This window comes from Eisenibacter elegans DSM 3317 (genome assembly GCF_000430505.1).
GTDB classification, from domain to species: domain Bacteria; phylum Bacteroidota; class Bacteroidia; order Cytophagales; family Microscillaceae; genus Eisenibacter; species Eisenibacter elegans.
Genome location: NZ_AUMD01000001.1, coordinates 13,327 through 38,444, shown reverse-complemented (window position 1 = coordinate 38,444; position 25,118 = coordinate 13,327). Strand labels below are relative to the sequence as shown.

General features: G+C 46.8%; 22 protein-coding genes and 2 tRNA genes. 16 read left to right on the top strand and 8 right to left on the bottom strand.

The features are described from left to right. Positions 1 to 121: 121 nt before the first annotated feature. Entirely contained in the window at positions 122 to 994 is an 873-nt protein-coding gene (locus tag G499_RS0100210) for an SDR family oxidoreductase (RefSeq protein ID WP_026998272.1), read from the bottom strand. 137 nt (positions 995 to 1,131) lie between these two features. On the opposite strand from G499_RS0100210, the gene G499_RS0100205 reads away from it, so the two are divergent. Continuing rightward, the gene (locus G499_RS0100205) at positions 1,132 to 1,512 is read left to right on the top strand and encodes a winged helix-turn-helix transcriptional regulator (RefSeq protein ID WP_026998271.1); all 381 of its coding nucleotides are present in this window, start codon (positions 1,132 to 1,134) and stop codon (positions 1,510 to 1,512) included. Positions 1,513 to 1,548: 36 nt separating this feature from the next. On the opposite strand, the gene G499_RS0100200 is transcribed toward G499_RS0100205, so the two are convergent. Beyond that, positions 1,549 to 2,649, bottom strand: a complete 1,101-nt coding sequence (locus G499_RS0100200; protein WP_026998270.1) for a complex I subunit 1/NuoH family protein — start codon at positions 2,647 to 2,649, stop codon at positions 1,549 to 1,551. A gap of 192 nt (positions 2,650 to 2,841) precedes the next feature. On the opposite strand from G499_RS0100200, the gene G499_RS0100190 reads away from it, so the two are divergent. Next, positions 2,842 to 3,351, top strand: coding sequence for a hypothetical protein (locus G499_RS0100190; RefSeq protein ID WP_026998268.1), 510 nt, complete (start codon positions 2,842 to 2,844; stop codon positions 3,349 to 3,351). A 285-nt stretch (positions 3,352 to 3,636) separates the two neighbouring features. Then, positions 3,637 to 4,773, top strand: coding sequence for a fatty acid desaturase family protein (locus tag G499_RS0100180; protein ID WP_026998267.1), 1,137 nt, complete (start codon positions 3,637 to 3,639; stop codon positions 4,771 to 4,773). Between the two features lie 99 nt (positions 4,774 to 4,872). Here the strand turns inward: G499_RS0100180 and G499_RS0100175 are convergent, their stop codons facing one another. From G499_RS0100175 to G499_RS0100165, 3 genes are all read right to left on the bottom strand, one after another. Continuing rightward, positions 4,873 to 6,039 carry a tetratricopeptide repeat protein gene (locus tag G499_RS0100175; RefSeq protein WP_081413573.1) on the bottom strand — a complete coding sequence of 389 codons (1,167 nt, stop codon included), beginning with the start codon at positions 6,037 to 6,039 and terminating at the stop codon, positions 4,873 to 4,875. A 262-nt stretch (positions 6,040 to 6,301) separates the two neighbouring features. Next, positions 6,302 to 6,375 (bottom strand) — tRNA-Met (locus G499_RS0100170). 644 nt (positions 6,376 to 7,019) lie between these two features. After that, positions 7,020 to 7,093 (bottom strand) — tRNA-Met (locus G499_RS0100165). Positions 7,094 to 7,188: 95 nt separating this feature from the next. Here G499_RS0100165 and G499_RS0100160 point away from each other — a divergent pair. The 7 genes from G499_RS0100160 (at position 7,189) to G499_RS0100130 (ending at position 15,110) form a co-directional block, all read left to right on the top strand. After that, positions 7,189 to 7,584: an START-like domain-containing protein gene (locus G499_RS0100160; protein WP_026998265.1), complete on the top strand. Its 396-nt coding sequence runs from the start codon at positions 7,189 to 7,191 to the stop codon at positions 7,582 to 7,584. 79 nt (positions 7,585 to 7,663) lie between these two features. Then, positions 7,664 to 9,154, top strand: a complete 1,491-nt coding sequence (locus G499_RS0100155; protein WP_051295784.1) for an LptF/LptG family permease — start codon at positions 7,664 to 7,666, stop codon at positions 9,152 to 9,154. 73 nt (positions 9,155 to 9,227) lie between these two features. Next, positions 9,228 to 9,503 carry a 30S ribosomal protein S15 gene (gene rpsO, locus G499_RS0100150; RefSeq protein ID WP_026998263.1) on the top strand — a complete coding sequence of 92 codons (276 nt, stop codon included), beginning with the start codon at positions 9,228 to 9,230 and terminating at the stop codon, positions 9,501 to 9,503. Positions 9,504 to 9,673: 170 nt separating this feature from the next. Then, the gene (gene pnp / locus G499_RS0100145; RefSeq protein WP_026998262.1) at positions 9,674 to 11,824 is read left to right on the top strand and encodes a polyribonucleotide nucleotidyltransferase; all 2,151 of its coding nucleotides are present in this window, start codon (positions 9,674 to 9,676) and stop codon (positions 11,822 to 11,824) included. Positions 11,825 to 11,966: 142 nt separating this feature from the next. Then, complete coding sequence (locus tag G499_RS0100140; RefSeq protein ID WP_026998261.1) at positions 11,967 to 12,830, top strand: sigma-70 family RNA polymerase sigma factor; 864 nt, start codon at positions 11,967 to 11,969, stop codon at positions 12,828 to 12,830. A gap of 166 nt (positions 12,831 to 12,996) precedes the next feature. After that, positions 12,997 to 13,947 (top strand): thioredoxin-disulfide reductase, encoded by a 951-nt coding sequence (gene trxB / locus G499_RS0100135; RefSeq protein WP_026998260.1) that lies wholly within the window; start codon positions 12,997 to 12,999, stop codon positions 13,945 to 13,947. Positions 13,948 to 14,033: 86 nt separating this feature from the next. Further along, complete coding sequence (locus G499_RS0100130; RefSeq protein ID WP_051295783.1) at positions 14,034 to 15,110, top strand: peptidoglycan DD-metalloendopeptidase family protein; 1,077 nt, start codon at positions 14,034 to 14,036, stop codon at positions 15,108 to 15,110. Positions 15,111 to 15,135: 25 nt separating this feature from the next. On the opposite strand, the gene G499_RS0100125 is transcribed toward G499_RS0100130, so the two are convergent. Next, on the bottom strand, positions 15,136 to 16,125 hold the full coding sequence (locus tag G499_RS0100125; protein WP_026998258.1) for a hypothetical protein: 990 nt from the start codon (positions 16,123 to 16,125) through the stop codon (positions 15,136 to 15,138). Between the two features lie 341 nt (positions 16,126 to 16,466). Between G499_RS0100125 and G499_RS18160 the strand changes: the two genes are divergently transcribed. Both G499_RS18160 and G499_RS20765 read left to right on the top strand, forming a co-directional pair. Further along, positions 16,467 to 17,090, top strand: a complete 624-nt coding sequence (locus tag G499_RS18160; protein ID WP_051295782.1) for a DUF6992 family protein — start codon at positions 16,467 to 16,469, stop codon at positions 17,088 to 17,090. A 97-nt stretch (positions 17,091 to 17,187) separates the two neighbouring features. Next, on the top strand, positions 17,188 to 20,325 hold the full coding sequence (locus G499_RS20765) for a PAS domain-containing sensor histidine kinase (RefSeq protein WP_051295781.1): 3,138 nt from the start codon (positions 17,188 to 17,190) through the stop codon (positions 20,323 to 20,325). On the opposite strand, the gene G499_RS0100110 is transcribed toward G499_RS20765, so the two are convergent. Further along, complete coding sequence (locus tag G499_RS0100110) at positions 20,312 to 20,896, bottom strand: hypothetical protein (RefSeq protein WP_026998257.1); 585 nt, start codon at positions 20,894 to 20,896, stop codon at positions 20,312 to 20,314. The two genes, G499_RS20765 and G499_RS0100110, sit on opposite strands and share 14 nt — an antisense overlap. A 146-nt stretch (positions 20,897 to 21,042) precedes the next feature. Between G499_RS0100110 and G499_RS0100105 the strand changes: the two genes are divergently transcribed. Then, entirely contained in the window at positions 21,043 to 21,960 is a 918-nt protein-coding gene (locus tag G499_RS0100105) for an SDR family oxidoreductase (RefSeq protein WP_035726120.1), read from the top strand. Positions 21,961 to 21,975: 15 nt separating this feature from the next. Here G499_RS0100105 and dtd read toward each other — a convergent pair whose 3' ends face one another. Then, positions 21,976 to 22,428 (bottom strand): D-aminoacyl-tRNA deacylase, encoded by a 453-nt coding sequence (gene dtd, locus G499_RS0100100; protein WP_026998255.1) that lies wholly within the window; start codon positions 22,426 to 22,428, stop codon positions 21,976 to 21,978. Positions 22,429 to 22,435: 7 nt separating this feature from the next. On the opposite strand from dtd, the gene G499_RS0100095 reads away from it, so the two are divergent. From G499_RS0100095 to G499_RS0100085, 3 genes are all read left to right on the top strand, one after another. After that, positions 22,436 to 24,031 carry a hypothetical protein gene (locus tag G499_RS0100095; protein ID WP_026998254.1) on the top strand — a complete coding sequence of 532 codons (1,596 nt, stop codon included), beginning with the start codon at positions 22,436 to 22,438 and terminating at the stop codon, positions 24,029 to 24,031. 129 nt (positions 24,032 to 24,160) lie between these two features. After that, positions 24,161 to 24,406 (top strand): LOTUS domain-containing protein, encoded by a 246-nt coding sequence (locus G499_RS0100090; RefSeq protein ID WP_026998253.1) that lies wholly within the window; start codon positions 24,161 to 24,163, stop codon positions 24,404 to 24,406. A gap of 267 nt (positions 24,407 to 24,673) precedes the next feature. After that, positions 24,674 to 25,075 carry a hypothetical protein gene (locus G499_RS0100085; protein ID WP_026998252.1) on the top strand — a complete coding sequence of 134 codons (402 nt, stop codon included), beginning with the start codon at positions 24,674 to 24,676 and terminating at the stop codon, positions 25,073 to 25,075. The last annotated feature ends 43 nt before the right edge of the window (positions 25,076 to 25,118 follow it).

Genomic DNA, 25,118 nt, shown 5'->3' with positions numbered 1-25,118 from the left:
CTGAATTCTCAAGGATTCTTGGCGCACACATTTCTCAAACCAATTTTGGTTGGGTATAACAGCATTGCACACCCATAACCCCACACAATGGTGGGGTCAGCAGGGATTTGTCAATCAATATTTACAGTCCATACACTCCTTTGAGGAAGGTCTGCAAGTCTATTTGTTTGCGTCCGAGTAGCGTTTCGAGGGTATGGTCTGCTTCATTGAAGTCATTGTTTTTCATACCTTCGGCAAACAACACAGACATCATCACGACAGGCTCGGGCAGCCCAAGCTGGCTCAACATCGCCTTGTACTCTTCCGATGCCGGACTGTAGTAGCCTACTGTTTGGCCACTTAGTGTGGTAAGAATATCGGCAACATCTTGAAAACTATATACTTGGGACGAAGTCAGGGAGTAGGTCTTGTTGTCGTGTCCGGCACTGGCCAAGATATTGGCCGTAGCCTCTCCGAGGTCTTGACGCGCCACAAAAGCCACTGAGCCGCTTCCGGCGGGGAAGTACACCCCTGTTTGGAGCACTTGCTCTCCCAAAAACATCGGGATGACCTCCGCATAAAGCCCATTTCTCAAGAAAGTATAGGTGAAGCCTTTACTTTTGATGTAGTCTTCGGTTTGGAAATGGTCAGCAAGTAGCGGGTTGAGGGCTGAGTGCTTGATATCTTTGATAGTAACACCGGTATAATACAGATGCTTTACGCCTGCCCCATGTGCGGCATCAATTACGTTGCGGTGTTGTCCAAAACGGTCATTGAAATCACTAGAAGAAATCAGCAGAACTTTGTCGATGCCCTGCATTGCCTTGGTCAATGAGGCTTGGTCAAAATAATCTCCCTCCCGAATGTCTACTCCCAAGGCGGCCAAATCACTGGCCGTGTGGCCTTTGCGTACCAAGCCAGCTATAGTACCTTGAGGCACTTGGGGTAATAAATAGGCGATAACAGCGCGGCCTAGCTGGCCATTGGCTCCTGTAATTAAAATTTTCTCACTCATATTTGGTTACTTTTTAGATGTTACTTACTTTTGGTTATCAACAATACAAAGGTAAGTAATATTTTCAGTACACACAAGAACTTTCCTGTGTATACGATAGTTACCAAAAAGTTAGAAAAACTGATAATCAAGCGTTTATGAGCGAAGAAAATTTAAAAAAATTTGCGGACGCAGCCAACTGCCCCGTCCGCAATATTGTCGACCGTTTTGGAGACAAGTGGTCTGTGTTGATTTTATTGCTCTTGGCAGAAGAAGAGGTGTTGCGGTTCAGCGAAATACATAAGTATATCCAAAGCATCTCTCAAAAAATGCTTTCTAGTAGTTTGAAAGCGCTCGAAGAAGATGGGCTTGTCAGCCGCAAAGCTTATGCTGTCATCCCACCCAAGGTAGAGTACCGGTTGACTGCCATAGGCCAGACCCTTATTCCACATCTCAAAGCACTTGTCGATTGGGCCGAGGCCCACAGCGCGGCTATTCACCAAGCCCGCAGCCAAGCACAGCTACGGGAGCGCGCCTAACAACTGCTGGGTACTCCGTTATTCCCTGTCTTGTTTTTAGCCGACCATCCACAAACGCCATACGCCACAGGCCAACACAATGGCCAAAGCAAAAGGCACGAGTACTTTCCAACAGAGGTACATCAGCTGGTCTACGCGCAAGCGGGGATATACCCAACGCACCCACATTTGTACAAAAAACAATACTAGCGCCTTGCTGAGCATCCAAAAAGCACCACTGAGGTAGCCAAACCAAGTACCGGGGGTGCCACTAGTCCAATTGGCCAAGGCCACTGGCCCGATATTGGGCAAGGGGGTATTCCAACCACCCAAAAACAAGACTGACATCAGCAGGCAAAGCAATATCATCATCCCATATTCAGAGAGGAAAAAAAAGGCAAACTTCAGCCCTGAGTACTCTGTATGATAGCCGCCGATTAGTTCTGATTCGGCTTCGGGAATATCGAAAGGCGCACGGTTACACTCAGCAAGTGCAGCGATGAAATAGATGAGAAAGGCGACGCTCAGCAAGGGCATACGTACAATATTCCAAGCCAAAAATCCGCCTACACCCGTAATGTCGATGCCCAAGGCGGGCAAGCCAAAGAGGTATTGTCGGCTTCCGGGGGCAGTATAGGTTGCCCAGATACCTTGTTGGTAGCTTATCTCCTGTAAATCAAGGGTTTGGCAAATCATCACTACGCTTAGGATGGCCAAGCCTGCCGGAATTTCATAAGAAACAATTTGTGCCACTGCACGCATCGCTCCGATAATGGGGAACTTACTGGCCGAAGCCCAGCCTGCCATCAACAGGCCGATTACGTCGAGAGAGATGATGGCTAAGAGATAAAACACCCCCACATAAGCCGCTGAACCGACCAGCTCTGGCGCAAGCGGAATCACAGCAAACCCTGCAAAGATGACCGTAAAAATCAAAATCGGTGCAAGGGTAAAAAGCCATTTATCAGCTCCTTGTGGCGTGATGTCTTCTTTTTGTAAGAGTTTGAGAATATCGGCCACTGTTTGGAGTAAGCCTCGTGGCCCCACCTCCATCGGTCCCATCCGGTCTTGGATATAGGCCGATATTTTACGCTCGGCATATACCGCAGCCAGCCCAAAAACTACCAAAAAGGGTAGAAATATCAAAAGTGTGGTCATAAGTTCAGTATCTGCGTAAGTATGGCTGTGAATATGCGAAAAAGCAACTCGACATACGCCTCTTGCGTTTTGTTGTTAGAACAAATGTATAAAAACTGCCTCAATATGCACACCTCAAACTTCAAAAAACACATCAGGCCTTCAAAGCTGCTGCTAAATTGTATTTTAGCGGGTTTTACTTGCATCTGTTGTATGTGCAATACCCGTACTCCGATAAAGGCGGAGTTTACCCCACAAGAACGGGCACTTTTGGCCTACCAAACCGATACTTCACAGCTTTTTGTACGCTATCTGGCTACCCAACAACCTGCCGATACGCACCGTGTCGAAGCAGCTGCCCCTTTGGCCGAAGACGGTAACAGCCCCACTTGCGCCCCCCATACCGACGGAGCAAGTCTACGCAGTAACCTAGCCGCTCCCGCACTGGCCCAAGCCCGCCAGTGGCCAACAGTAATGGTATATAAACATGCTCAACAAACCCAAGGAGTGGAGCTGGTTTTTCAGTACTATCGCCAACGTTATACTTACAAGACTCCTACACATCAAAAACTCGACCTTGAGGGGTATCAGTATCAGAATGTCTATGAAATCCGAACTTTCTTTACCGAACCTACCGATATCCGCCTGATGTACTACACACCCGCCGAAGGCTTTGTTCGGTTTGAGTTTAATAATGGCGAAATATGGCAATTGATGCACTAGGAGTTTGTTTTCAAATCAGCAGTCAGCCCGATTTGTTGTTGTATTTCGACAGTATGTTGGTTGGTTAAAAGAAAATAAACGAGAAATTTTTTTTGGCTAAAATAGGTTTTCACAAAAAATATCAACAACTTTAGCCAACCAAGCAAAAGCAAGACTTATTTTCGATGAAACCCTAATGTTTTCATTAATGCCATACAAAAATAACCTTAGGCTTGGCGATAGGGCTATTTACAGCACCGCTCTTTCACTTACACACCTATTCCGTTTTATTTTCCTTTACAATTTATGAGTACTACCCTAAAGTTTGGCCGAACTGCTAAAACCAACTCCGAACAACAATTTCACCCGCTTGTCAAAAAGCGTGTGCAAGCCTATTTCAATGACAATAACCTTTCCAAACACGCCAACGCTGCCATGGTGTTCAAAACTTTCTTTTTTATGGGCGGTGCGGTCTTGTTGTATAGCCTGATTTTGTGGGGAGGTTTCGGACTTTGGGCGATGTTAGGTTTGGCTGCCCTGTTGGGGATGTTCCAGGCCTTTATTGGTTTCAATATCTCTCACGATGGAATGCATGGCGCTTATTCCCCCAAAAACTGGGTAAACCGACTCGTTGGTAGTAGCTTTTATTTGATTGGAGCCAATGTGGAAGTCTGGAAAGTAACACACAACAACGTACACCATATGTACACCAATATAGCCGGCCATGACGAAGATATAGAAATAGCCCCCGGTCTAATACGCCTATCACACCACGATCAGCTCAAGCCTGTTATGCGTTATCAGCATATTTATGCCTTTTTCTTGTATTGCTTTGCCTCTCTTACTTGGGTATTTCGTAAGGATTATGTAAAGTTTTTTAAGGAGAAAATTGGCCAATATGATAATCGTCGCAACAGTTGGCAACCTGCTTTTAATCTATTTTTCTTCAAAGCAGTGTATTATGTGCTCTTTATTGGGCTTCCGTTGTGGTTATTGCCTATTACTTGGTGGCAGTTTATCATTGGCTTTTTGGTGATGCATTTTGCCGAAGGGGTGGTTTTAGGCTTGGTTTTCCAACTAGCGCACGTGGTAGAGGGAACTGATTTCCCCTTGCCCAATGATGATGGGAATATGGAAGCACTCTGGGCCGTACATCAGATGCATACCACGGCCAACTTCGCACGCAAAAGCTATCTGGCCAATTTCCTCTGTGGAGGGCTTAATTTTCAGATAGAACATCACCTCTTTCCCAAAATATGTCATATACACTACCGCGCTATCTCGGATATCGTCAAACAGACTGCCGAAGAATGTGGGGTGCCTTATATCGAAAATAAAACCTTTTGGGGCGCGCTTGTATCACATCAACGCTGCCTAAAGAGCTTCGGAAGAGATGCACTAATGGCGCGCCGTGTGGGGTATATGGCAGCTCCTGCGCAATAAGCCTGTCTCCTGACTAGCACAACCATCAAAAGCCTGTTGGATACCACACCGACAGGCTTTTTGGTTTTCTAAGGGCGGGTGAAAGTAGTATAATCAACATCATTTACACCCCACTTGCAGCTTGATTTTTTCGACTGTTTGAAACGAAGATGAGGTTTGCTCTTCACCATTCTGTAGCAATACATCCAATGCTTTTTGAATACTGACACAGGCCTGTTCTTGGTCTCCGGTCATATACTCTGCTACGGCAAGTTCTACATAAGCCGTTGTCAGCTTGGGGTCTAACAAGACCGCCTCCCTGAAGTAAGGGATAGCTTCCCGGTAGCTATCCTTGCGCGAATAAACCCTCCCTTGCAAAAGCCAACCTTCGCCTACTCCCATATCAGCGGCTTTGGCGGCATAGATAAGGGTTTTTTCGTTATTGCCAGCATCTGTATACAGCCAAGCCAGCATAATATATACATCTTTATTCTCCACCCCGAGTGCTACTTGTTGCTCAAGCACCTTGAGCGCCTCGGCCTCCTTCTTGTCTAGTTGGTATAACTGCGCCAGATTTTTGGCTGCCATCGCAAAGGTGGGATTTAGTACGAGTGCCTTTTTGTAGTCATCATAAGCTCCTTGATGGTTTCCTTTGCTGCGGTGTTGTACGCCCCTAAAGTTGTAGAAAATAGCTTGTTTGTCATCGAGACGGATAGCTTCGTTAACAGCCTCTAGGGCTTGGTCTAGCCTTTCGGCCTTGGTAGAAAGCGCCCTGGCTCGGTAGAAATGCGCCACAGCCTTATCGGGCGCTAAAGCACAAACGCGTTCAAAGCTTTCGAGCGCTTCTTCGAAACGCTTCATTTTGAGCAAGATTTCTCCTCGCTTCTGAAAAACCTGCGCCCAAGCCAAATATTGCTTAGAGGCTAGCTGGTCTGGGCCGGTGGCCGCAGCAGCGTCATCGTCAGCCAAAAAATCAACCTCAAGGTCTATATCCATCAATTGTACATTTAGCCCATTATACTGCGTAACAATAAGGTGTTGGCCTTGATTGATTGTCCAATTTTGGGCTGTTATTTTAGGCATATCGACCCGGTCGGGCAGCTGGTGGGTTTGTAGGAGCTTCCCCTCTATAATTTGGTCGATGGCCTCTAAAGCAAGGGTATACTCATTGCCCTTGAGATGTTGACAAGCTTTGCGGTAGTAGTCTTGGGCGTTTTGTTGAGCATAAATAGGTGTGAAGAATACGCACAATAATATTGCACTCAGTAGGTGTATTTTTGAATACATAGGCTTTTGATAGTCAAGTGGATTTTTATGAACGTAAAAAATAGGGTTATGATTCACTCACACCACTGGACATTTTTCAAACCCCACAGTTAAAACTGCGGGCTAAGTCTCATTTTACCCCCAAAATGAGGCCTCAGCTTGTCTCGAAACTGGAGCGCTAAGCTATTTTTTCAAAAATATCCAGTGGTGTACGATAAAATCCAATTGCAAGGCACAAAAAAACCGATAAGCGTACTTACCGGTTTTTTTGAAAAAGAAAATGTAGCGAAAGAGGGAATCGAACCCTCGACCTCCGGGTTATGAATCCGACGCTCTAACCATCTGAGCTACCTCGCCAAATAGGGCTGCAAACGTAGTTGCTTTTTGGAACAAAACAAAATAATTGTGCTTATTTTTTGTTTTGTTGATGGCTTTTAGCTCTTCAACGAGCTGCTTTATAGATACTAAAAACCGCTGTGTATACTGACTAACAGCCATTTATACAAAAGCTATTGTTTTGTAATCATTGGCTTCCTGATTAGAAATACCTACTCAAGATTATTGCACACCGAGCTACAGCCCGTCTATTACTGTTTAACAATCTTCCTACGCGCTTGGTTCGGGATTGGTTTTGTTCGTTACACTACAGGATATTTTTGAAATTTTATAGCTCAGCATACATCACAATGCTACAAGAATTTCATTTTTGTAACAAATTCCCCCCAAAGTTGGAGGTTAGTGCTGCTTTACGGTCGGGGGGGTACTTTTCTGAAAATATCCAATGGTGAGTTTGTTCGTTGTTGCCCGATGATGCACGCCCTTATGAGAGGCTGCTCAGGTATATCTAATCGAGATATTCACAAAAAACGCTAAAAAATTTGTGCATATTCCAGCTTTGCCACTATATTGCCATCAGGCCGTTGACACTAAGGTTGCGTAGTTGGGTATAGGGCAAGAGAAAAGCCGATAAGTGATAACTTACCGGCCTTTAAGAGGAAGTGTAGCGAAGGAGGGAATCGAACCCTCGACCTCCGGGTTATGAATCCGACGCTCTAACCATCTGAGCTACCTCGCCAAAGCGGATGCAAACATAGCGACTTTTTTTTGATAAACCAAAACCAAGTCGAAAAATTTTTAACACTATTCCAAACTAATGTGATGTCATCAACTATGTCCAAATTCAAATATACCCAAGAGTTTGAGCTAAAAGCCTCAGCAAGGATGCTCTTTCCTTATTTGTCTACAGCATCAGGCCTACAGACTTGGTTTGCTGATAGTGTGCGCGAGCTGGGGCAAAAAAAACTGCATTTTGTTTGGGACAATGAAGATCATTATGCCAAGGTGGTCGTAATGCGTAGTAACAAGCAAATCAAGTTTGAGTTTGAAAACACCGAAACCGAGGATGACTCCTCCCCTGCCTATATAGAGCTGCGCCTGCAAGAAAATGAGATGACCAATACCACTTTTCTCAAAGTCGTAGACTACTCCGAAGTCAGTGATGAGAACGACCTCGACTCGCTCTGGGAGGGTTTGGTGCATCAATTGCGCGAGATTGTTGGGGGCTAAGCTTGTGGCTATATCGTGTAAAAGATGTAACTTGCGCCTTGATAACCTTTGAGGCGTGTTGCTGCGCCTTGCATTGCCCATGATTAAAAAGATTGACAAAATAATGTTGCAGGCCTTTTTAGGGCCTTTCGTTATCACACTCTCAGTGGTAGTGTTTATCCTACTAACCCAGAACATGGTCGGCTTTATGGAAGACCTAGTCGGGAAAGACTTGACCTTCGATGTGATTGGGCAGCTGATGTTTTATTTTGCCCTCAACCTAGTTCCATTGGCCTTGCCCTTGGCTATCCTGATAGCCTCTCTGATTACTTTTGGCAACCTAGGAGAACATTACGAACTTACAGCCATCAAGAGTGCGGGAATTTCGCTGTTGCGGGTGCTTGTGCCTATTTTTATCATTTCGCTACTTTTGGTAGTGGCTTCTTTTTGGTTTAGCAACAAAGTGATGCCTTGGGCCAACCTCAAGGCCTACAGCTTGTTGTACGATATTCGACAGAAAAAGCCTTCACTCGACCTCAAAGAAGGTGCCTTTTATGCCGGACTGCCAGGCTACAGCGTGCGAGTAAGCAAAAAATTAGCTGATGGACAAGGCCTGCAAGATGTCATTATTTATAACCATACCAAAGATCGAGGCAACAACGAACTGTATGTGGCCAAGTCGGGAAAGATGTATACCATCAAAAACGATACATACCTAGTCTTGGAACTTTTTGACGGCAAAAGCTACCACCAAAACTTTGGCGAAAATAACACACCTATGACCGACGAGTTTATGCGTAGCGTTTTTGACAAAAACAAGATTGTCTTCAGCCTAGAGTCTTTTGACCTCAAGCGTACTGACGAAAATCTCTTTAGCAGTAATAAAGTAATGCGCAATGTGAGTCAACTCAACGGTGATATAGACTCGTTACAGCGTTCTGAGCAGAAGCAACTAAGCTCTATGTATGCTTCTATCACTCCTTATTATCGCTATAAATTTGCCGACCGCAACGATACTGTCTTTCAAATACGCAGGCAAAAAGCGCAGACCCTCAAGGATTGGCAAGAAGAAGTAGCTTCTTTAGACCCTTACGAGAGCTTCGAACAAGCCCTCAACCAAAAACAACTTCTCGAACAAGCCTATAACGAAGCCCGAAACCTACAAAGCCTAGTCAACACAAGGCAGATGATGTACCACAACACACACCGAGATAAGAACAGCTTTACAATCGAAAAATGGCGCAAGTTTACCCAAGCCTTTGCCTGTTTTACGATGTTCTTGATTGGCGCCCCACTAGGATCCATTATCAAGAAAGGTGGGCTGGGAGTTCCTATCTTGATTTCAATCCTTTTCTTTGTCTTGCTCTACATCATGACAATGACTGGCGAAAAATGGGCCAAAGAAGATGTTGTGCCTGTATTGGTTGGGATGTGGATGCCCCATCTCCTGATGCTGGGTGTAGGCCTGTTTTTCTTGCGCCAAGCCCGCAACGACTCCCGACTACTCGAAGCCGACGCTTACTATGTGTTGTTCAACCGAATAAAAGGCTACTTTGTGCGCCAAAAAAACAAAGATATCATTGCTTCCTAATGTGAGATTAGCTACCTTTGCCAATTGTAAGCAAATATCAATCACCAACGTATTTTATTTTCATCAAAAAAATATGTACTTAAGCAAAGAAAAAAAACAAAGCATTTTTGAAGAAAGCGGTCGTAACAAAAACGCTAAAGATACCGGCTCTCCCGAATCACAGATTGCACTCTTCACATTCCGTATCAATCACTTGACAGACCACTTGAAAAGCAACAAAAAAGACCACTCAAGCCGTTTGGGTCTTTTGAAGCTCGTGGGTAAGCGTCGTCGCCTCCTGAATTATCTCATCAAAACGGATATTGAGCGCTACCGCGCCATCATCGCCGAGCTAGGCTTGCGTAAATAATCCGAAGCTCCAATATCTTATTATCGACTTGATGAAACGTAAAGAAATTAAGAATGAAGTCTGCTTTCATTCTTAATTTTTTTCAAGCTGCCGCTGTTTGTATTCCCGTATACTCGCCTTCTGTCTGTATGCTTTTATGTCCGATGTTACAACAATAGAATAACTGCCTCATGCCCTCACAACAAATCATCACCCAAACCATCACGATGCCCAACGGTACTGCCGTTACGCTCGAAACCGGTCGACTCGCACGCCAAGCTGATGGCGCTGTAGTACTGAAAGCCGGCGCAACGATGCTGCTGGCGACAGTAGTGTCTGACAAAAACGCCCGCGAAGGTATCGACTTTCTGCCGCTATCTGTTGACTATCAAGAAAAATTTGCTTCTTCTGGCCGCATCCCCGGTGGTTTCCTCAAACGTGAGGGGCGCCTATCTGATCACGAAATTCTTATCTCTCGCTTGGTAGACCGTGCGCTACGCCCGCTTTTCCCTGATGACTACCACAGCGACACCCAAGTCAATATCTTTTTGATTTCGGCAGACCCTGAGATTCCGGCAGATGCTTTTGCTGCTTTTGCTGCTTCTGCGGCACTTGCCGTTTCGGATATCCCCTTCAACGGGCCTATCTCCGAAGTGCGCGTAGCCCGAGTAGATGGCGCTTTTGTAGTCAACCCTACTACTTCTCAGTTGGAGCGTGCAGATCTGGATATGATGATTGGAGCTTCTTATGATAGTGTTGTGATGATTGAGGGCGAAATGAAGGAAGTTCCCGAAGAAGTATTGCTCGAAGCCATTCGGGTAGGTCACGAAGCCATCAAAGCACAGTGTTTGCTCCAAAAAGCACTCACACAAGCCGTAGGCAAGACTGAAAAACGCACTTACTCTCACGAACTCCCTGATGATGAGGATCTCAAAAAGCGGATGTATGACGCGCTCTACCCAGCAATGCTCGATATAGCCAAAAACCCGCCAGAAGACAAAAACGCACGCAGTGAGGCTTTCAAGACACTGTTTGACCAGTTTGTAGAGGCCGAAAAAGCCGCCAAAGAGGCCGCAGGAGAAGAGGTGAATGATACCCTGCTCAACCGCTACTACTACAAAATTCGCAAAGATGCCTGCCGCAACTGTATACTTGATGAGCGCAGCCGCCTTGACCGCCGCAACCTCAACCAAATTCGTGATATTTGGAGCGAAGTAGACTATCTCCCCTCAGCACACGGATCAGCGGTCTTTACACGTGGCGAAACCCAATCACTGACTACCGTAACCTTAGGGACTAAGCTCGATGAGCTGCAAATAGACGGCGCTACCCGTACAGGATACCAGCGCTTTATGTTGCATTATAACTTCCCTTCCTTCTCAACCGGAGAAGTACGCCCCAACCGAGGTCCCGGACGACGCGAAATAGGACACGGTAACCTTGCCTACCGCGCTATCAAGCCCGTATTGCCCCCAGACGACCAAAACCCCTACACCATCCGTATCGTTTCAGATATTCTAGAGTCAAATGGTTCTTCTTCCATGGCTACGGTCTGCGCCGGTATTTTGGCACTTATGGACGCAGGTATCCCTATCAAAGCTCCTGTGGCTGGTATCGCTATGGGCTTGATTACAGATGAAAGTACTGGCAAGTATGCCATCCTCTCTGATATTCTAGGTGATGAAGACCACCTCGGCGATATGGACTTCAAAGTAGCTGGTACTACCGAAGGTATCACTGCCGTACAGATGGATATCAAAACCAATGGATTGACACATGCTGTTTTGCAAGAGGCTTTGGCGCAAGCCCGTGAAGGTCGCCTACATATCCTCTCTCGCATGACCGCCACCATAGATGCCCCACGCCCCGACCTCAAACCCCACGTACCACGTGCCAGCAAGGTCATCATTCCTCAAGATATGATAGGCGCAGTGATTGGCCCCGGTGGTAAAATTGTCCAAGAAATTCAGAAAGAAACTGGCGCAACTATCGTTATCGAAGAAAAAGACGGTATGGGTGTAGTCAATATCTTTGCCTCCAATCAAACAGCGATGGATGCAGCACGCACCCGCGTAAAAATGATTGTCGCAGAGCCTGAGATAGGAGAAGTGTATGAAGGCAAGGTCAAAACCATTACGCCTTTTGGTGCCTTCATCGAGTTTATGCCAGGCAAAGACGGCTTGCTACACATCTCCGAAATCAAGTGGGAGCGTGTCGAATCTATGGAAGGAGTACTCGAAATAGGAGAAGAAGTAACCGTAAAACTAGTAGATATAGACAAAAAGAGCGGCAAGTATCGTTTGTCTAGAAAGGTGCTCTTGCCACGCCCACCTAAGTACTAAATTTAGGCATAGTTTTGGTTAGCCAACACCGGAGCACGGAACCTTTTGTACGAACACACCGTTATACATTAGCCTTCAGTAGATGCTCCGGTGAAAGCACGCTTTCACAATCGTTTATAACCTCTCCACACCCATTAGCTAGATGAGACAGCTCAAGATAAGCAAGCAGATTACCAATCGCGAAAGCCAATCTTTGGACAAATACTTGCAAGAAATTGGCAAGGTAGACCTGCTTACGCCCGACGAAGAAGTAGATTTGGCCAAGCGCATTCGCGAAGGCGACCAACTCGCCCTTGAAAAGCTTACCAAGGCCAACCTGCGTTTCGTGGTATCTGTTGCCAAACAATACCAAAACCAAGGGCTTTCGCTTGGAGACTTGATTAATGAAGGAAACCTCGGCCTTATCAAAGCCGCCCAACGCTTTGATGAAACACGCGGATTCAAGTTTATCTCTTACGCCGTATGGTGGATTCGCCAATCTATCTTACAAGCACTGGCCGAACAATCGCGTATTGTTCGATTGCCACTCAACCGCGTAGGCTCCCTCAATAAGATTTCTAAGACCTTCTCAGAGCTGGAGCAAAAGTACGAACGCGAACCCTCGCCCGACGAGCTGGCCGAAGTACTAGACGTAACCACCTCTGAAGTAATTGATACCCTCAAAATATCAGGCAGACACGTATCAGTAGATGCGCCCTTTATCCAAGGTGAGGAAAATAGCTTGCTAGATGTATTGGAAAATGATAGTGAGGAAACCCCCGACGCAGAGCTGCTCAATGATTCGCTCCGCAAGGAAGTACAACGCGCCCTATCTACCCTAACCCAACGCGAAGCCGACGTAGTAACACTATATTTTGGCCTCAACGGTCAACAAGCCTTGACCCTCGAAGAGATTGGCGAGAAGTTTAACCTTACACGTGAGCGTGTGCGCCAAATAAAGGAAAAGGCCATCCGCCGCCTGCGCCATACCTCTCGCAGCAAAGCCCTGAAACCATATCTGGGCTAAACAAAACATCCTCTGTTATTGGCACGATGCCACGCCCAAGAAACTAAACTCTTGGGCTTTTTTGTTGCTTCTACAGATTTAGCTCAAAGTTAGACCACGCTTCTTTTTGGCAAGGTATTGCTTGAGAGCTAAATTTTACCCAATTTTGAATATTAACAACAATGTTATGACTACAGAAAAAGTACACTGCCTCATCATCGGTTCCGGCCCTGCTGGATATACCGCCGCCATTTATGCCGCACGCGCCGGGCTAAACCCAGTGCTGTACCAAGGTATTGAGCCAGGCGGGCAGTTGATGCTTACCACTGAAGTTGAAAACTTTCCGGGATACCCCCAAGGTATTATGGGGCCACAAATGATGCAAGACTTACAAGCGCAAGCCAAACGCTTCGGTACAGACATACGCATCGGTTTGGCTACCAAAGTCGATTTCTCTGCCACCCCTCATAAGGTCATCATCGATGATAGCCACGAAATCACAGCCGACAGCGTCATCATTGCTACCGGAGCCTCGGCCAAGTGGCTAGGACTTGACTCAGAGAAAAAGCTGCAAGGCCGTGGTGTGTCTTCTTGTGCGGTTTGTGATGGATTTTTCTACAAAAATCAAGAAGTAGTGATTGTAGGAGCCGGCGATAGCGCCGCAGAAGAAGCTTCTTACTTGGCCAAGATTTGTAGTAAGGTTCATATGTTGGTGCGCAAAGACGAAATGCGCGCCTCTGTCATTATGCAAAACCGTGTCAAAAACTTGCCCAATATCCAGATTCATTGGAATACCGAAGTAGAAGAAGTGTTGGGAGAAGAAGAGGTAACCGGAGTGCGTATACGCAATAACAAAACCCAAGCGCTGACCGAACTCAATGCCTCGGGCTTTTTTGTTGCCATCGGGCACCAACCCAATACCCATATCTTCAAAGGATTTTTGGATATGGATGAGCAAGGGTATATTCTAACCAAGCCAGGCTCAGCACATACCAACATCCCAGGAGTATTTGCCTGTGGTGACGTACAAGACAAAAACTACCGCCAAGCCATCACAGCTGCCGGCTCAGGTTGTATGGCCGCCTTGGACGCAGAGCGCTACCTTGCCGCCCGCGAGGTAGCCCTAAGCCACGCTTAATACTATTTAATTGATGTTGCTATGTTTGGTGTTCAGCTTCAAGCATAGCAACAACTTATTTTTGAATTGTTCGTAATCCCTGTTCGATGAATATATCTTCATATATTCTGGTATGTATGCTCTGTATTCTTGTGCCTGTAGCCGCCCTACAATCACAAGAAGATAAGCGTTTTAATAATGCTAACAACGTAGAAATACCTGCCTATCAAAAAGATAGTCTCCAAAAAGTAAAGGAACAACAACTCCGACTCCGTGCCGAAGACAGTGCCAAAGCACAAAATACTGATCGCAACAACCTGACCAATGCCAGCGGAGGAGTAACTTTTGACCTTTTCGATACACGCCCTGCAATGGTGCGTGAGCTTGACGAATTGAGTATCGACATGGGGGTGCCTGCTATCGTAAAAGTAAGCGAAGAAATTCGTATCGGCCAAGACAGTGCCTGGGTTTATGCTACTGAGTACTACAGTGTGTGGGATATCAACCATATCAACCCCTATGGGCGTGACCCGAAGGCTTTCAACGCTCCTCTAACCATCCAGCTATACGAACCCGCACGAGGCCTGCTCTGGGCATCGCCCCTCAAGGAGACTTTGATTACATCGCGGTTTGGGCCACGCTGGGGGCGCTACCACCACGGCGTTGATCTCAACCTCCAAATTGGCACACCTATCTTTGCCGTTTTTGACGGTATTGTCAGGATAGCTACCTTCAACCGTGGTTATGGCAACTTTGTGGTTGTCAGGCACTACAACGGTTTTGAAACACTCTACGCCCATATGAGTGCGCGCAAAATAGAAAGCGGGCAGGCCGTAAAAGCTGGCCAACTCATTGGCCTTGGCGGCAGCACAGGCTGGAGTACCGGGCCACACCTACACTTTGAGGTACGCTATGAAGGTAACTCTATAGACCCCTTGCTGATTTTTGATTTCAATAACCGCTACAGCCCTGCTATTCGTAGTGAACGCTTTATGCTCTTGCCTGAGCATTTCAGGCATTATGGCAACCAAGTACGCACCAACATCTACCACCAAGTGAGTGTAGGAGAAACACTTGAAAGCATTAGCCGCCGCTACAATGTATCGGTAGCGTCTTTGGCACAGCTCAACCAAATCAGCATAAGCACCAGCCTACGCATTGGTCAACGGTTGAAAATTAGATAAATTGACGATTTGGGATGGTAGATGGTTATTCGTTGAAGAGTGGTTGTGGGCGGAATTGTTTGAGCCAACATTGAGGTGGATACGCTAAATGTGTATTGTATCGATTGGATACTTGGTTGTACTGCCGGCTTTTGAGGGTGATGCGGCGCTGAACCATCATCACTTCTTGCTCTAACTCATCGAAAGCAGCCTCTCCATTGGTACTTGCTACAAAAACACTTAGCTGTGTAAGCAGCTCTTCCCACTGTACTTCAGCGGTAATATTGGTCTGATGGGCAAGCGGTAAGATTTTTTTGGCCAACTGGGTGTGGAGCAAACCCTCGGTTTGCTGTAGCTCCTCAAACAACCGCACCTGAACAGGATCATTGGCTACCTGAAACCGCTGCGCCATTGTCAACAAACTCTCCCGATGTAGATAGGCCATTTCTAGCTGCTGAAATGCTTCCCTGACTTTCTCCAAGCGGTAGGTTGTGTACCGTATGCTGACCATAACCCAAATCCATAACGCCAACACGCCAATTAATCCCACTCCCAAGATGATTTTGAGTTGGCTACGATGTCGTTGTGGCTTCTTATGGCCTTTATTGAGCATTGCTTGTAAGCGGGCTGCCCCTCTATGTCGGGGGTTGATTCGTTGTAAGCGCCCAATATAGTGCTCCGCACTGAGGCGGTCGTGGATACGTCTTTCCTCTTGCCAACGCTGAATGTGTGCTGTGGCTAGCGAATGAAGCACTTCAGGTTCATAAGGACACAGCGCTGCGGCTTGGGTAAGTAGATAAATGGCATTATCCCAATCTTGTAGGCGGAAAGCCTCTCGCCCATTGGCAAAATAACGCTCACGGGTACGCTCCACACGTTGCCAGTCACTTTCACTAAGCCCTGCCTGTAAGGCCAAGGCTTTGAGCTCTGTTTGGGTAAGTAAGACCCCTTGCTCAGGTGTTTGTTGATGGTGTAAGGATAAAATTTGTTCGAGATATGTTTGTAGTGCGCGGGCTGCGTCGTCGGTCATTTTCATAAGCTAACTCCCTTGTTCCTGCATTTACAAATTGCCAAAAAAAAACGACAATGTCAAGTGCTCTCTTGGACTTTTAGGGTTGTTGCACCAAAAATGCAGCATCAAAAGAGGAAAAGCGGTAAGTAATGTAGCAAAGCGGCTACCATAGACCTAACAGACATTGATGGCCTTGTGTAGCCAATCAAAATTGGTTTGAGAAGTGTATGTGCTGGAAACCCTTGGGCATCAAGAGAATTAAATCTTGTGAATTCTCAAACAAATATCGACATAAAGAGAGTTACTACGCCTAACCACCACACTCTTGTGCCGAAACAATCCCCTGAATATCTCGTTTTTGAGGTATGGCAAAGAAAAAGTACTACATATATCTAAGCTTGTTTTGCTGGGTGGTTGGGGCTGGTCAGCTGTGGGCGCAGGAGCAACAGCTATGGCAGCCTTTTGAGGAGCGTCGGCGTGAGCTACAGCGCAGTGGCAGCGCAGTATTGGGTAGTTGGGCCTTGCTCAATATCGGCAGTGGGTTGGCAATGGCTTCGCAAACAAACGGCAGCACCCAACATTTCTATGAGATGAATGCTTATTGGAATATCGTCAATCTTGCATTGGCTGTGCCAGGCTTTATAGCCGCCCGCCCCGGGCGGCAGCCACAATATCGCAACCCTCGGGAGTCGTTGCTGGAGCAACGTAAGATAGAGCGCATCTTCCTAATCAATGCAGGCTTAGATTTGGGCTATGTAGCCGGGGGCTATTACCTAAGCCGGCTGAGTAGCCGCGATAAACCAGCGCAAGAAGCTCGATTTGTAGGTTTTGGGCAATCAATAATGGCACAAGGCGCATTTCTGTTGGGTTATGATTTATGGATGTACCTACGCCACCGCCGCAACCGCCTCCAACATCACGATAGCCTAGAGCAGCGCCTCAGCCTCTATCCACAGCCCTACGGGATGGGCTTGATTTATCGTTTCTGAAAACAAGGCCTCAGCAAACATATCTTTTTCAAACTGTTTTCGTATCTTCATATTTTCCTTACACAAGTTGTATTTCCCATTTTTTAGCCCATAACCTATGCAGGCCAAGAAGCTCACGCTTGATATTCTAGGGGAAACTTTTGCCAACCGTTGGGCCATCTTGGCCTTTGACCAAGATGGTAAGCCATTGGCACACAACCACCTTTGGGAACAGCTAGCGCTATTTTCGGAGGATGCCAATGTATATACTGCGCTGCAACCACAAGCACCCCATACTTGGGAGCGCATCTGTACCGAGATATCGGCTAATACCACCTGGCAAGGGGTGGTGTATAATGAAGAAAAACGCTTTTTGCGCATACACCTGACTTATTGCCACCAAGAGCAATACTACTTGCTCAGCGCCTCACCCACAGAGGTATGGGACTTACATGCTTTTACCCAACATCACTTTGGCGCACTGTTGGCGCACTGTCAAGATGCGGTGTTGGTGGTGGATATTGGCCAAAATGGCCATATCTTGGCAGCCAACAAGGCCGCTTGCCTGCGCTTGCAATATACCCTTGAAGAGTTGCAACAACGCTCATTGGGCCAGATAGATGTCGAAATTTCGGATACCGAAAGCCCATTGATAGACAAATACTTGCGTTGGTTTCAACTACAAGTCCGCAATATCACTCCTCTCAAATTCAGTAGCCAGTATCAACCCCGTGACGGGCAGGCTTACCCTGTCGAGATTAGCCTGAGTCATCAAGTACTGGGAAGCTCTTGGGTGTTGGTGATTACGGCCCAAGATGTAACCGCCCGCGAACGTCTTTATGAGCACTTTAGAGCCAAAGGAACTTACCTACAGTCGGTGATTGACAGCATCAACCAAAGCCTCTGGGCGGTAGATACTAATTTCATCCTGATGGCATACAACCGCCAGTTTGGGCAAGACTTCGAGCAGCTCTACCATTACTCTCCATTGTTGGGTACTAGTGTTTTCAAAGGTGTACCAGAGCGAAGCGAGTCCTTCTGGCGCAATGCCTATCAACAAACGCTTGACTCGGGCAAGTTTGAACAAGTTATCCATTACAAAGCTCGTGTATTGCAAATCCGTCTGTTTACTATTCTTGACGACCAAGGCCGGAAAGTAGGCATCGTAGGATATAATCACGATATTGGAGCACTTTACGAAGCACAAGCCCGCCTGTTGCAGGTCAAATATGCGCTAGAAGAGGCCCAAGCTTTTGGCAAAATGGGCAACTGGTCTCTAAGTGTGCCTGAGCTGAGCTTGAGCTGGTCGAAAGAAGTGGCCCGTGCTTTTGGCTTGCCTGAAAACACTCCGGAGCCCTCGTTAGAAGTAATCCAAACCCTCATCCACCCCGAAGATTGGAAAATACTGATACAAAAAGGAGAGACTTTGCTCAAACAAGTTCCCCAAAACAACCAAGACGCGCTACAGCTCGAATTACGCTACCAACAGCCCGACCAAAGTTATCGTTGGGCTATGCTCAAAGCCCGATTACAACTCAATAAAGACGGAAAAGTATCTGGATTTGAAGGGATTACTCTCGATATTCACGAACAAAAAATACAAGAACAAGCCTTGGCCGAAAGCCGCTATCTGGTCGAAAAAATCACCGAAACGGCTCCTTTCTCAGTGTTCTTGTTTGACTATACCAGCCAATCCACCATTTATATCAACCGCTACGGCGCCAACCTCGGAGGCTACTCGGTAGAAGAGGTTTACAATAATGACATACAGACCTTGGTCGTCCATCCATCTGATTTGCCTGAGTTTGAACAAAGGCTTAGGGGAATCTTTAGCGGACAACAAGAGCTTATCCAGATGGAGTTGCGCATTCGGCATCGGCAGGGCTATTGGATTTGGGTTGCGCTCAGCTATAAGGCCTTCAAACGCCACCCCGAAACTCAGCGCCTAGAGCAGGCCGTGGGCATTGCCCATGACATCACCTACCGTAAGCGCGCCGAGCAGCGCCTCCGAAGCCAAGAAGCAATGTTGCGCAATATCCACAACAGCGTGCCGGGCCTAGTGCTTTTTCAGCTCCAAAGCACCCCCGAAAGCCCACAGCATACTTTTTCCTACATCAGTGCCAATGCTGCTCAGCTCTTGGGGCTTTCGCCCGAAGGGCTACTACGAAAAAGCGCAAATGCCATTATGGCCAACCTCCACCCCGAAGACATCCGCCAATATCTGGTGCGTTATCAGGGGGTTATTGCGGGCAAATATGATACCTTTGAAGCCGAGGTACGCTATAAGCCTCCTCAGGCTCAGGGCTATATCTGGTTGTTTCTAAAGGCTACTGTGGCTACAGAAGTACTAGAAACCTCAGAGGATAACTTAATGATTATCAATGGTATAGCGCTAGATATCACCAAGCGCCGCACCCAAGAAGAAGCCCTACGCAAGACTTTGGTACGGGAACAACAGCTCAATTATGCCCTTAGCAAACGCGAAGCCGAGCTCCAAAGTGCCGAAGAAGAACTGCGGCAAATCAACCATAGTTTGGAAGAAACCAATGCCGAACTGACCCAAATCAATGCTGAGTTAGACCGTTTTGTCTATAGTGTTTCACACGATTTGCGTGCGCCTATCAGTTCTGTGCTGGGTTTGTTGCAGCTGCACCGTCTCAGTGAAGACCCCGAAGAGCGCCTTCGACTGATTGAGATGGAAGAGCGCAGTATGCAACGTATGGACAATTTTATCCGCGATATTTTGGATTATTCTCGCAATAAACGCCTAGCCGTTAGGAAAGACCTCATCAATTGGGAAAATCTCATCCAGCAGACTTTTGAGCAGTATGCTTTTGTAGAAGGCAGCCAAGACATTGAAAAAGAGATAGTCATTCAAGCCCCAACGCCCTTCTACTCCGACGAAGACCGCCTGTCTGTCATTCTGAACAACATCGTTTACAACTCCTTGCGCTATTACAATCCCAATCAACCCTCACCCAAGGTGAGCGTATTGGTCAATGTGGGAGCCAATGAGGCAGAAATACGGGTAATTGACAACGGTATCGGCATCAAAGAAGAGCACCAACAAAAAGTATTTGAGATGTTTTATCGTGCTACTGAGCGCAAAAGCGGCTCTGGTCTGGGTTTATATATCGTCAGAGATACTGTCCGCAAGCTTAGAGGCAGTGTGTGGCTACACTCTAAGTTTGGCGAGGGTACCAAGGTTTTTGTTCAACTTCCCAACCTCAGACCCGCCTCTTTTACAACTCCTTAAAACTGCGAATCATCCGCTCTAGATCATCGATACCTTCGGTATTGCGCGCCATTGTCCAACCTATTAGTTGGTAGAAATGCTCTTCGCCCTCCAAAGCAATGATCTGGTAGATGATTCCGTAGTTGTTGAAAGTAGTGCTGACTCTTGACTTGAGTCCCTTGAGATTACCTAGGTTAAAGGCCTCTATATCTGAGGGCTTTGGGTCTGGTAAGCCTGCCACAATAGCTCCCTGCATAAAGTTGTAATAATCTTTGAGTGTTATCTTGCCTTCCAGCTCGTCCTTGCGGTCGTGTACGACAAAAAAATATACCTCACCCGTTTCGTCAGCAGATTGAAAAGAAGCCTCTTCGTTGAGCGCATCCGTGGTCATCATTGTGATGGGTGCTTCTAGGCTATAGAGGTCTTGGATGCGGTGTTGCTGTGTAGGCTTGCTGTTATCTGACAAGACCCTGTTACTTAGGCTGTTGCTATCTGGCGGAGGGGTAGTATTGGTTTCGGTGGTAGCCTCACTTCCTGAGCCACACGCGCTCAAGACTCCCCACAAGAGGCTGATTGTGAGTATTTTTTTCATTGTATATGGTTTCAGGTGAATCCAAGGCAAAATTAGGTCGTTTTTGATAAACGATAGACCAAAGCTAAGAAATATTTTTCGGCTTTGTTTGGATTATGTGCTAATTTCGCCCCAAAGCTTTTTTTCATTTTGACAGATATATCCCTATGGCTCATCCGCTCCGCATTTTGATTACAGGCTCCAATGGACTTTTGGGGCAAAAGCTGGTTCATCGCCTAGGCCAAATTCCAGAGATTCACCTCATTGCTACGGCCAGAGGGCAAAACCGCCTAGCAGCCCAAAATTTTGAGTTTCACTCACTTGATATTACTAACAAGGCGGCTGTGATGGAGGTTTTTGCCCAAACCCGCCCCGATGCGGTCATTCATACGGCAGCTATGACCCAAGTAGATGATTGTGAAACCGATCGCGAGGCCTGTTGGCAACAAAACGTAGTAGCCACCCAACACTTGGCCGATGCCTGTGATGTACAAGGCAGCCACCTTGTTCACCTATCTACCGATTTTATTTTTGATGGCAGCCAAGGTCCCTATCGCGAAGACGATACGCCCAACCCTATCAGCTATTATGGCGAGAGCAAGCTAGCCGCCGAGGAGCTTGTCCGTCAGATGCGCAGCCCTTGGGCTATCGCCCGTACAGTACTGGTATATGGAGTAGCCGAGGCGATGAGCCGCTCCAACATTATTCTGTGGGTCAAAAAATCGCTCGAAAATGGGCAAACCATTCGTGTGGTCGACGACCAATGGCGCACCCCTACCCTTGCCGAAGACTTGGCCGAAGGCTGCCTGTTGATAGCCCAACAGAAGGCCTCTGGTGTTTTCAATATCTCAGGTAAGGACTTGCTGACACCTTATGAGATGGCCATCGCTACAGCCGATTATTTTGGCTTAGACAAAGGCCTGATTGTTCGTACAGATGGCTCAGAGTTTCAACAAACTGCCCGCCGCCCACCCAAAACGGGTTTCGTCATTGATAAGGCCATCCAGCAACTCGGTTATCAGCCCCGCAGCTTTACCGAGGGGATTGCGATTGTTGCTGCACAGGTAGCCCAACAGCAAGCCTAGGCAATTCGATGAAGCTCAGCGTTTTTGTTGGGTATCTATCACAATAGTTACTGGCCCATCGTTGCAAAGACTAACCTTCATATCTGCTCCAAACCGCCCTGTTGCCACAGGGCGGCCAAGAGCGGCTTCAAATTGCCTTACAAAAGCTTCATACAAAGGGATGGCTTGTGCGGGTGGCGCTGCTTCTACAAACGAAGGGCGCATTCCTTTTTTGGTTGAAGCCAATAGGGTAAACTGACTGATAATCAAGGCCTCGCCATCGATGTCGGGCAAGGCATTATTCATTTTCCCTGCTGCGTCAGAAAAAATACGCAACCCTACCAGTTTGCGTACCAGCCAGTCGATGTCTTGGTCTGAATCTTGTTGTGCAACCCCCAACAAGACCAGCATTCCGAGACCTATTTGGCCGACTATCTCCCCCTCTACCCTCACGACAGCTTCCGAAACCCGTTGTACTACTGCAATCATACCGAATATGCTTTTGTTTGATTTAGATACTACACGCCGCAAAGATGCTAAAATTCTATGGAGTATGGCCATCTTGGGGGCTACCGGTGCTGCGGTATGGGGGAGCTACCTTATCCAACAAGCTGCCCTGCCTGACTATGATACGGCCCGTAATTTCCTGATTGTAAAAGCGATGGCTCAGGGGCATTGGCAAGACTTTTTTCATCACGCTTCACCGCTGCTTTTTCTTATTTATTACCCTGTTTATCTGCTTTTCTCGACGGCTATCCCTTGGTATCCCTTGCTTTGGGTTTCGGTATTGAGCAATGCCTTGGCTATCGGGGTGGCCATTTATCAAGGGGCTAAGTACTTTTCGTCCGGCTATACCTTGGTTTGGTGCTTGGCTCTGCTGCTGTGGATGCACAGCAGTTTTTTTATCAACAACACCAGCTTCTACCTTTCGATAGAAGCCCCCAGCGCTGCCCTTGCTTGGCTTTGGTTCTGGCAAATTTCGCACGCCCTGTCTCACAAACAAACCCTTTGGCAGCCACACTTAGCCTTGAGTTGGGTGCTGATTGTATTGCTCAATTACAAAGCCCTGCTGCTGTTGCCCCTAGTAGGGAGTTATGTGTTATGGGTACAACCCTCGGCGTTGCGCCTCTCTGGTCGTTGGTGGCTGGCTCCCTTAGATGCCGTGGTGTGTGTGCTTACCTTCATGAGTTTGGGCAGCCTGATGGGGTTGTCGTTTTGGCAATATCCGGCTACCTTGGTAGCCTTATTTTGGCAGACACCGGGCAAGCTACAAGCTGCCAGCTTTGACCTGTTTTTTTACCTAAAATATTGGGTATTGTACGAAAACCTTTGTGCGCTGCTTAGCTTTCTACCCTTATTGGCACTGCTGAAGTCCCCCCGCCAACACAGCCCCATTGTACTGATGAGCTGGATAGGGATTGGTACGCTATTCGGGATGAGTCTCTTGTCGATAAAAGCGCCTAGAGGGATACTATGGGCATACTTCCCCTTGTATTGGGCTAGCTTTATGTTTGGGCACCAACATATTTACAAACTCATATACCAATTTCCGATACCGGCTTCTAACAAATGGCCTCAGTTAGCCTCTACAGGCTTGTTAATCTTACTGTTTTGGACTACTTTTTTCCTACATATCCATATGTATCAGCAACACTTCAAGTTCAATACAGCGCCTTACCTAACACAAGGGCATCCGGAGATGTTTGCCCAACTATCGGCAGAAAATATTTACCGCGTGGCTAGTCCCACAGCCAATCTGAGCGCTGTAGCCTGGGGGCAATTATATGGAGTAGAGGTGTTGCTAATCTCTCCCGATATTGGCGAAGACAGCCTCCTCAGCCTAGGTATCCGTTATTTGTTGGAAGACGACTATGCGTCGATTGTCCAACAAACCCAGGCCTACGCCCCCACATGGACACAATACCGCATCGTATCGTTCTGGCCCAACCAGGCAGTCAAAGCCCCACTCTTGTACTTAGAACACAGTGAGTTCAATGGCTGGACACTCCACCAAGCCCTTCGACAACAAGCAGAGGCCAAAAAATCGGTATTTACCCTACGCCTCCGAGACCTCTCCCAGCCTATAAAATAACTTCTTGATACTTGTATTTTTTAGTGAAAAATAGTATTTTCACACACGACAAAGCCAACCCAAACCTTTTTTGACTTCTACCTGACAAAACCCTCCACAAGATTATTGTTTCACAAAACACCTAAGGTAATGAGTAACAAAGCATTGTTTGAGGATTTGATTGGCGAAGCCATCCAACACTCTACCAACACCCCTGACGGCTGGACAAATTTGGCCGAAGTAGGGGCCTACCTACGCAAAAAAGGTATCCGATATGGTAAACTATCCCTGTTTTTGAATGACTATCAGTATATGCTCGAAACCCGGATGGACGACTCTGTCAGCCCGCCGGCAATGTATGTACGCCTCATCAAAACACCTGCCACCTCACAATAAACAGCCAAAGCGATGGCTAGCCTTGCTGCAAATAATTGGCTTTCGACTGTTTGTATACCAACAACCATACAACACATTTACGGGATTGTAACATTACAGAAGCATCTTACTATGTTTTAGAAGCAAGTAGCTTATGTATGTCTTTTTGTTATTTTATTGGTTTTGAAAGTTTTCAAAAAAAAACTTACTTATCCCCGCTATCCCTTTTCTAATTTCGTATCTTGTGAGACAACTAATTTATTCACATTAACCCAAATCAACAAGATTATGAAGGTATTTGAAAGTGATTACTCCTACATGGAGTGGGATGAGGTCAATAGCATCTTTTCGCACATATTCAAGCCCGGAAGCGAGGACTTGAACAATGACGTATTCAAAGAAGAAATGCAAACGTATGTACAGCATTTTAAGAACTTGAAACCCCTGCGCGCCATCGTCAATAATAAGGATATGCGCTTTGCCCTTTCTCCTGATTTGCAAGAGTGGCACGCCCAAAATGTTTTTCCTCAATGTGTTGAGGCCGGTGTAAAAAAAGCCGCCATCCTCGTAACAGAAGATATTTTTGCCCAAGTTTCTGTAGAGCAATTGATGGAAGAAGAAAGCAGCGGAGCCTTTGAAGTACAGTATTTTGAAGATGCCAAGCTGGCCAAAGAATGGCTTTTGGCCTAAGACCTCACGCTCCATCATCTCTGCAGTATACAACGCTCTCTTT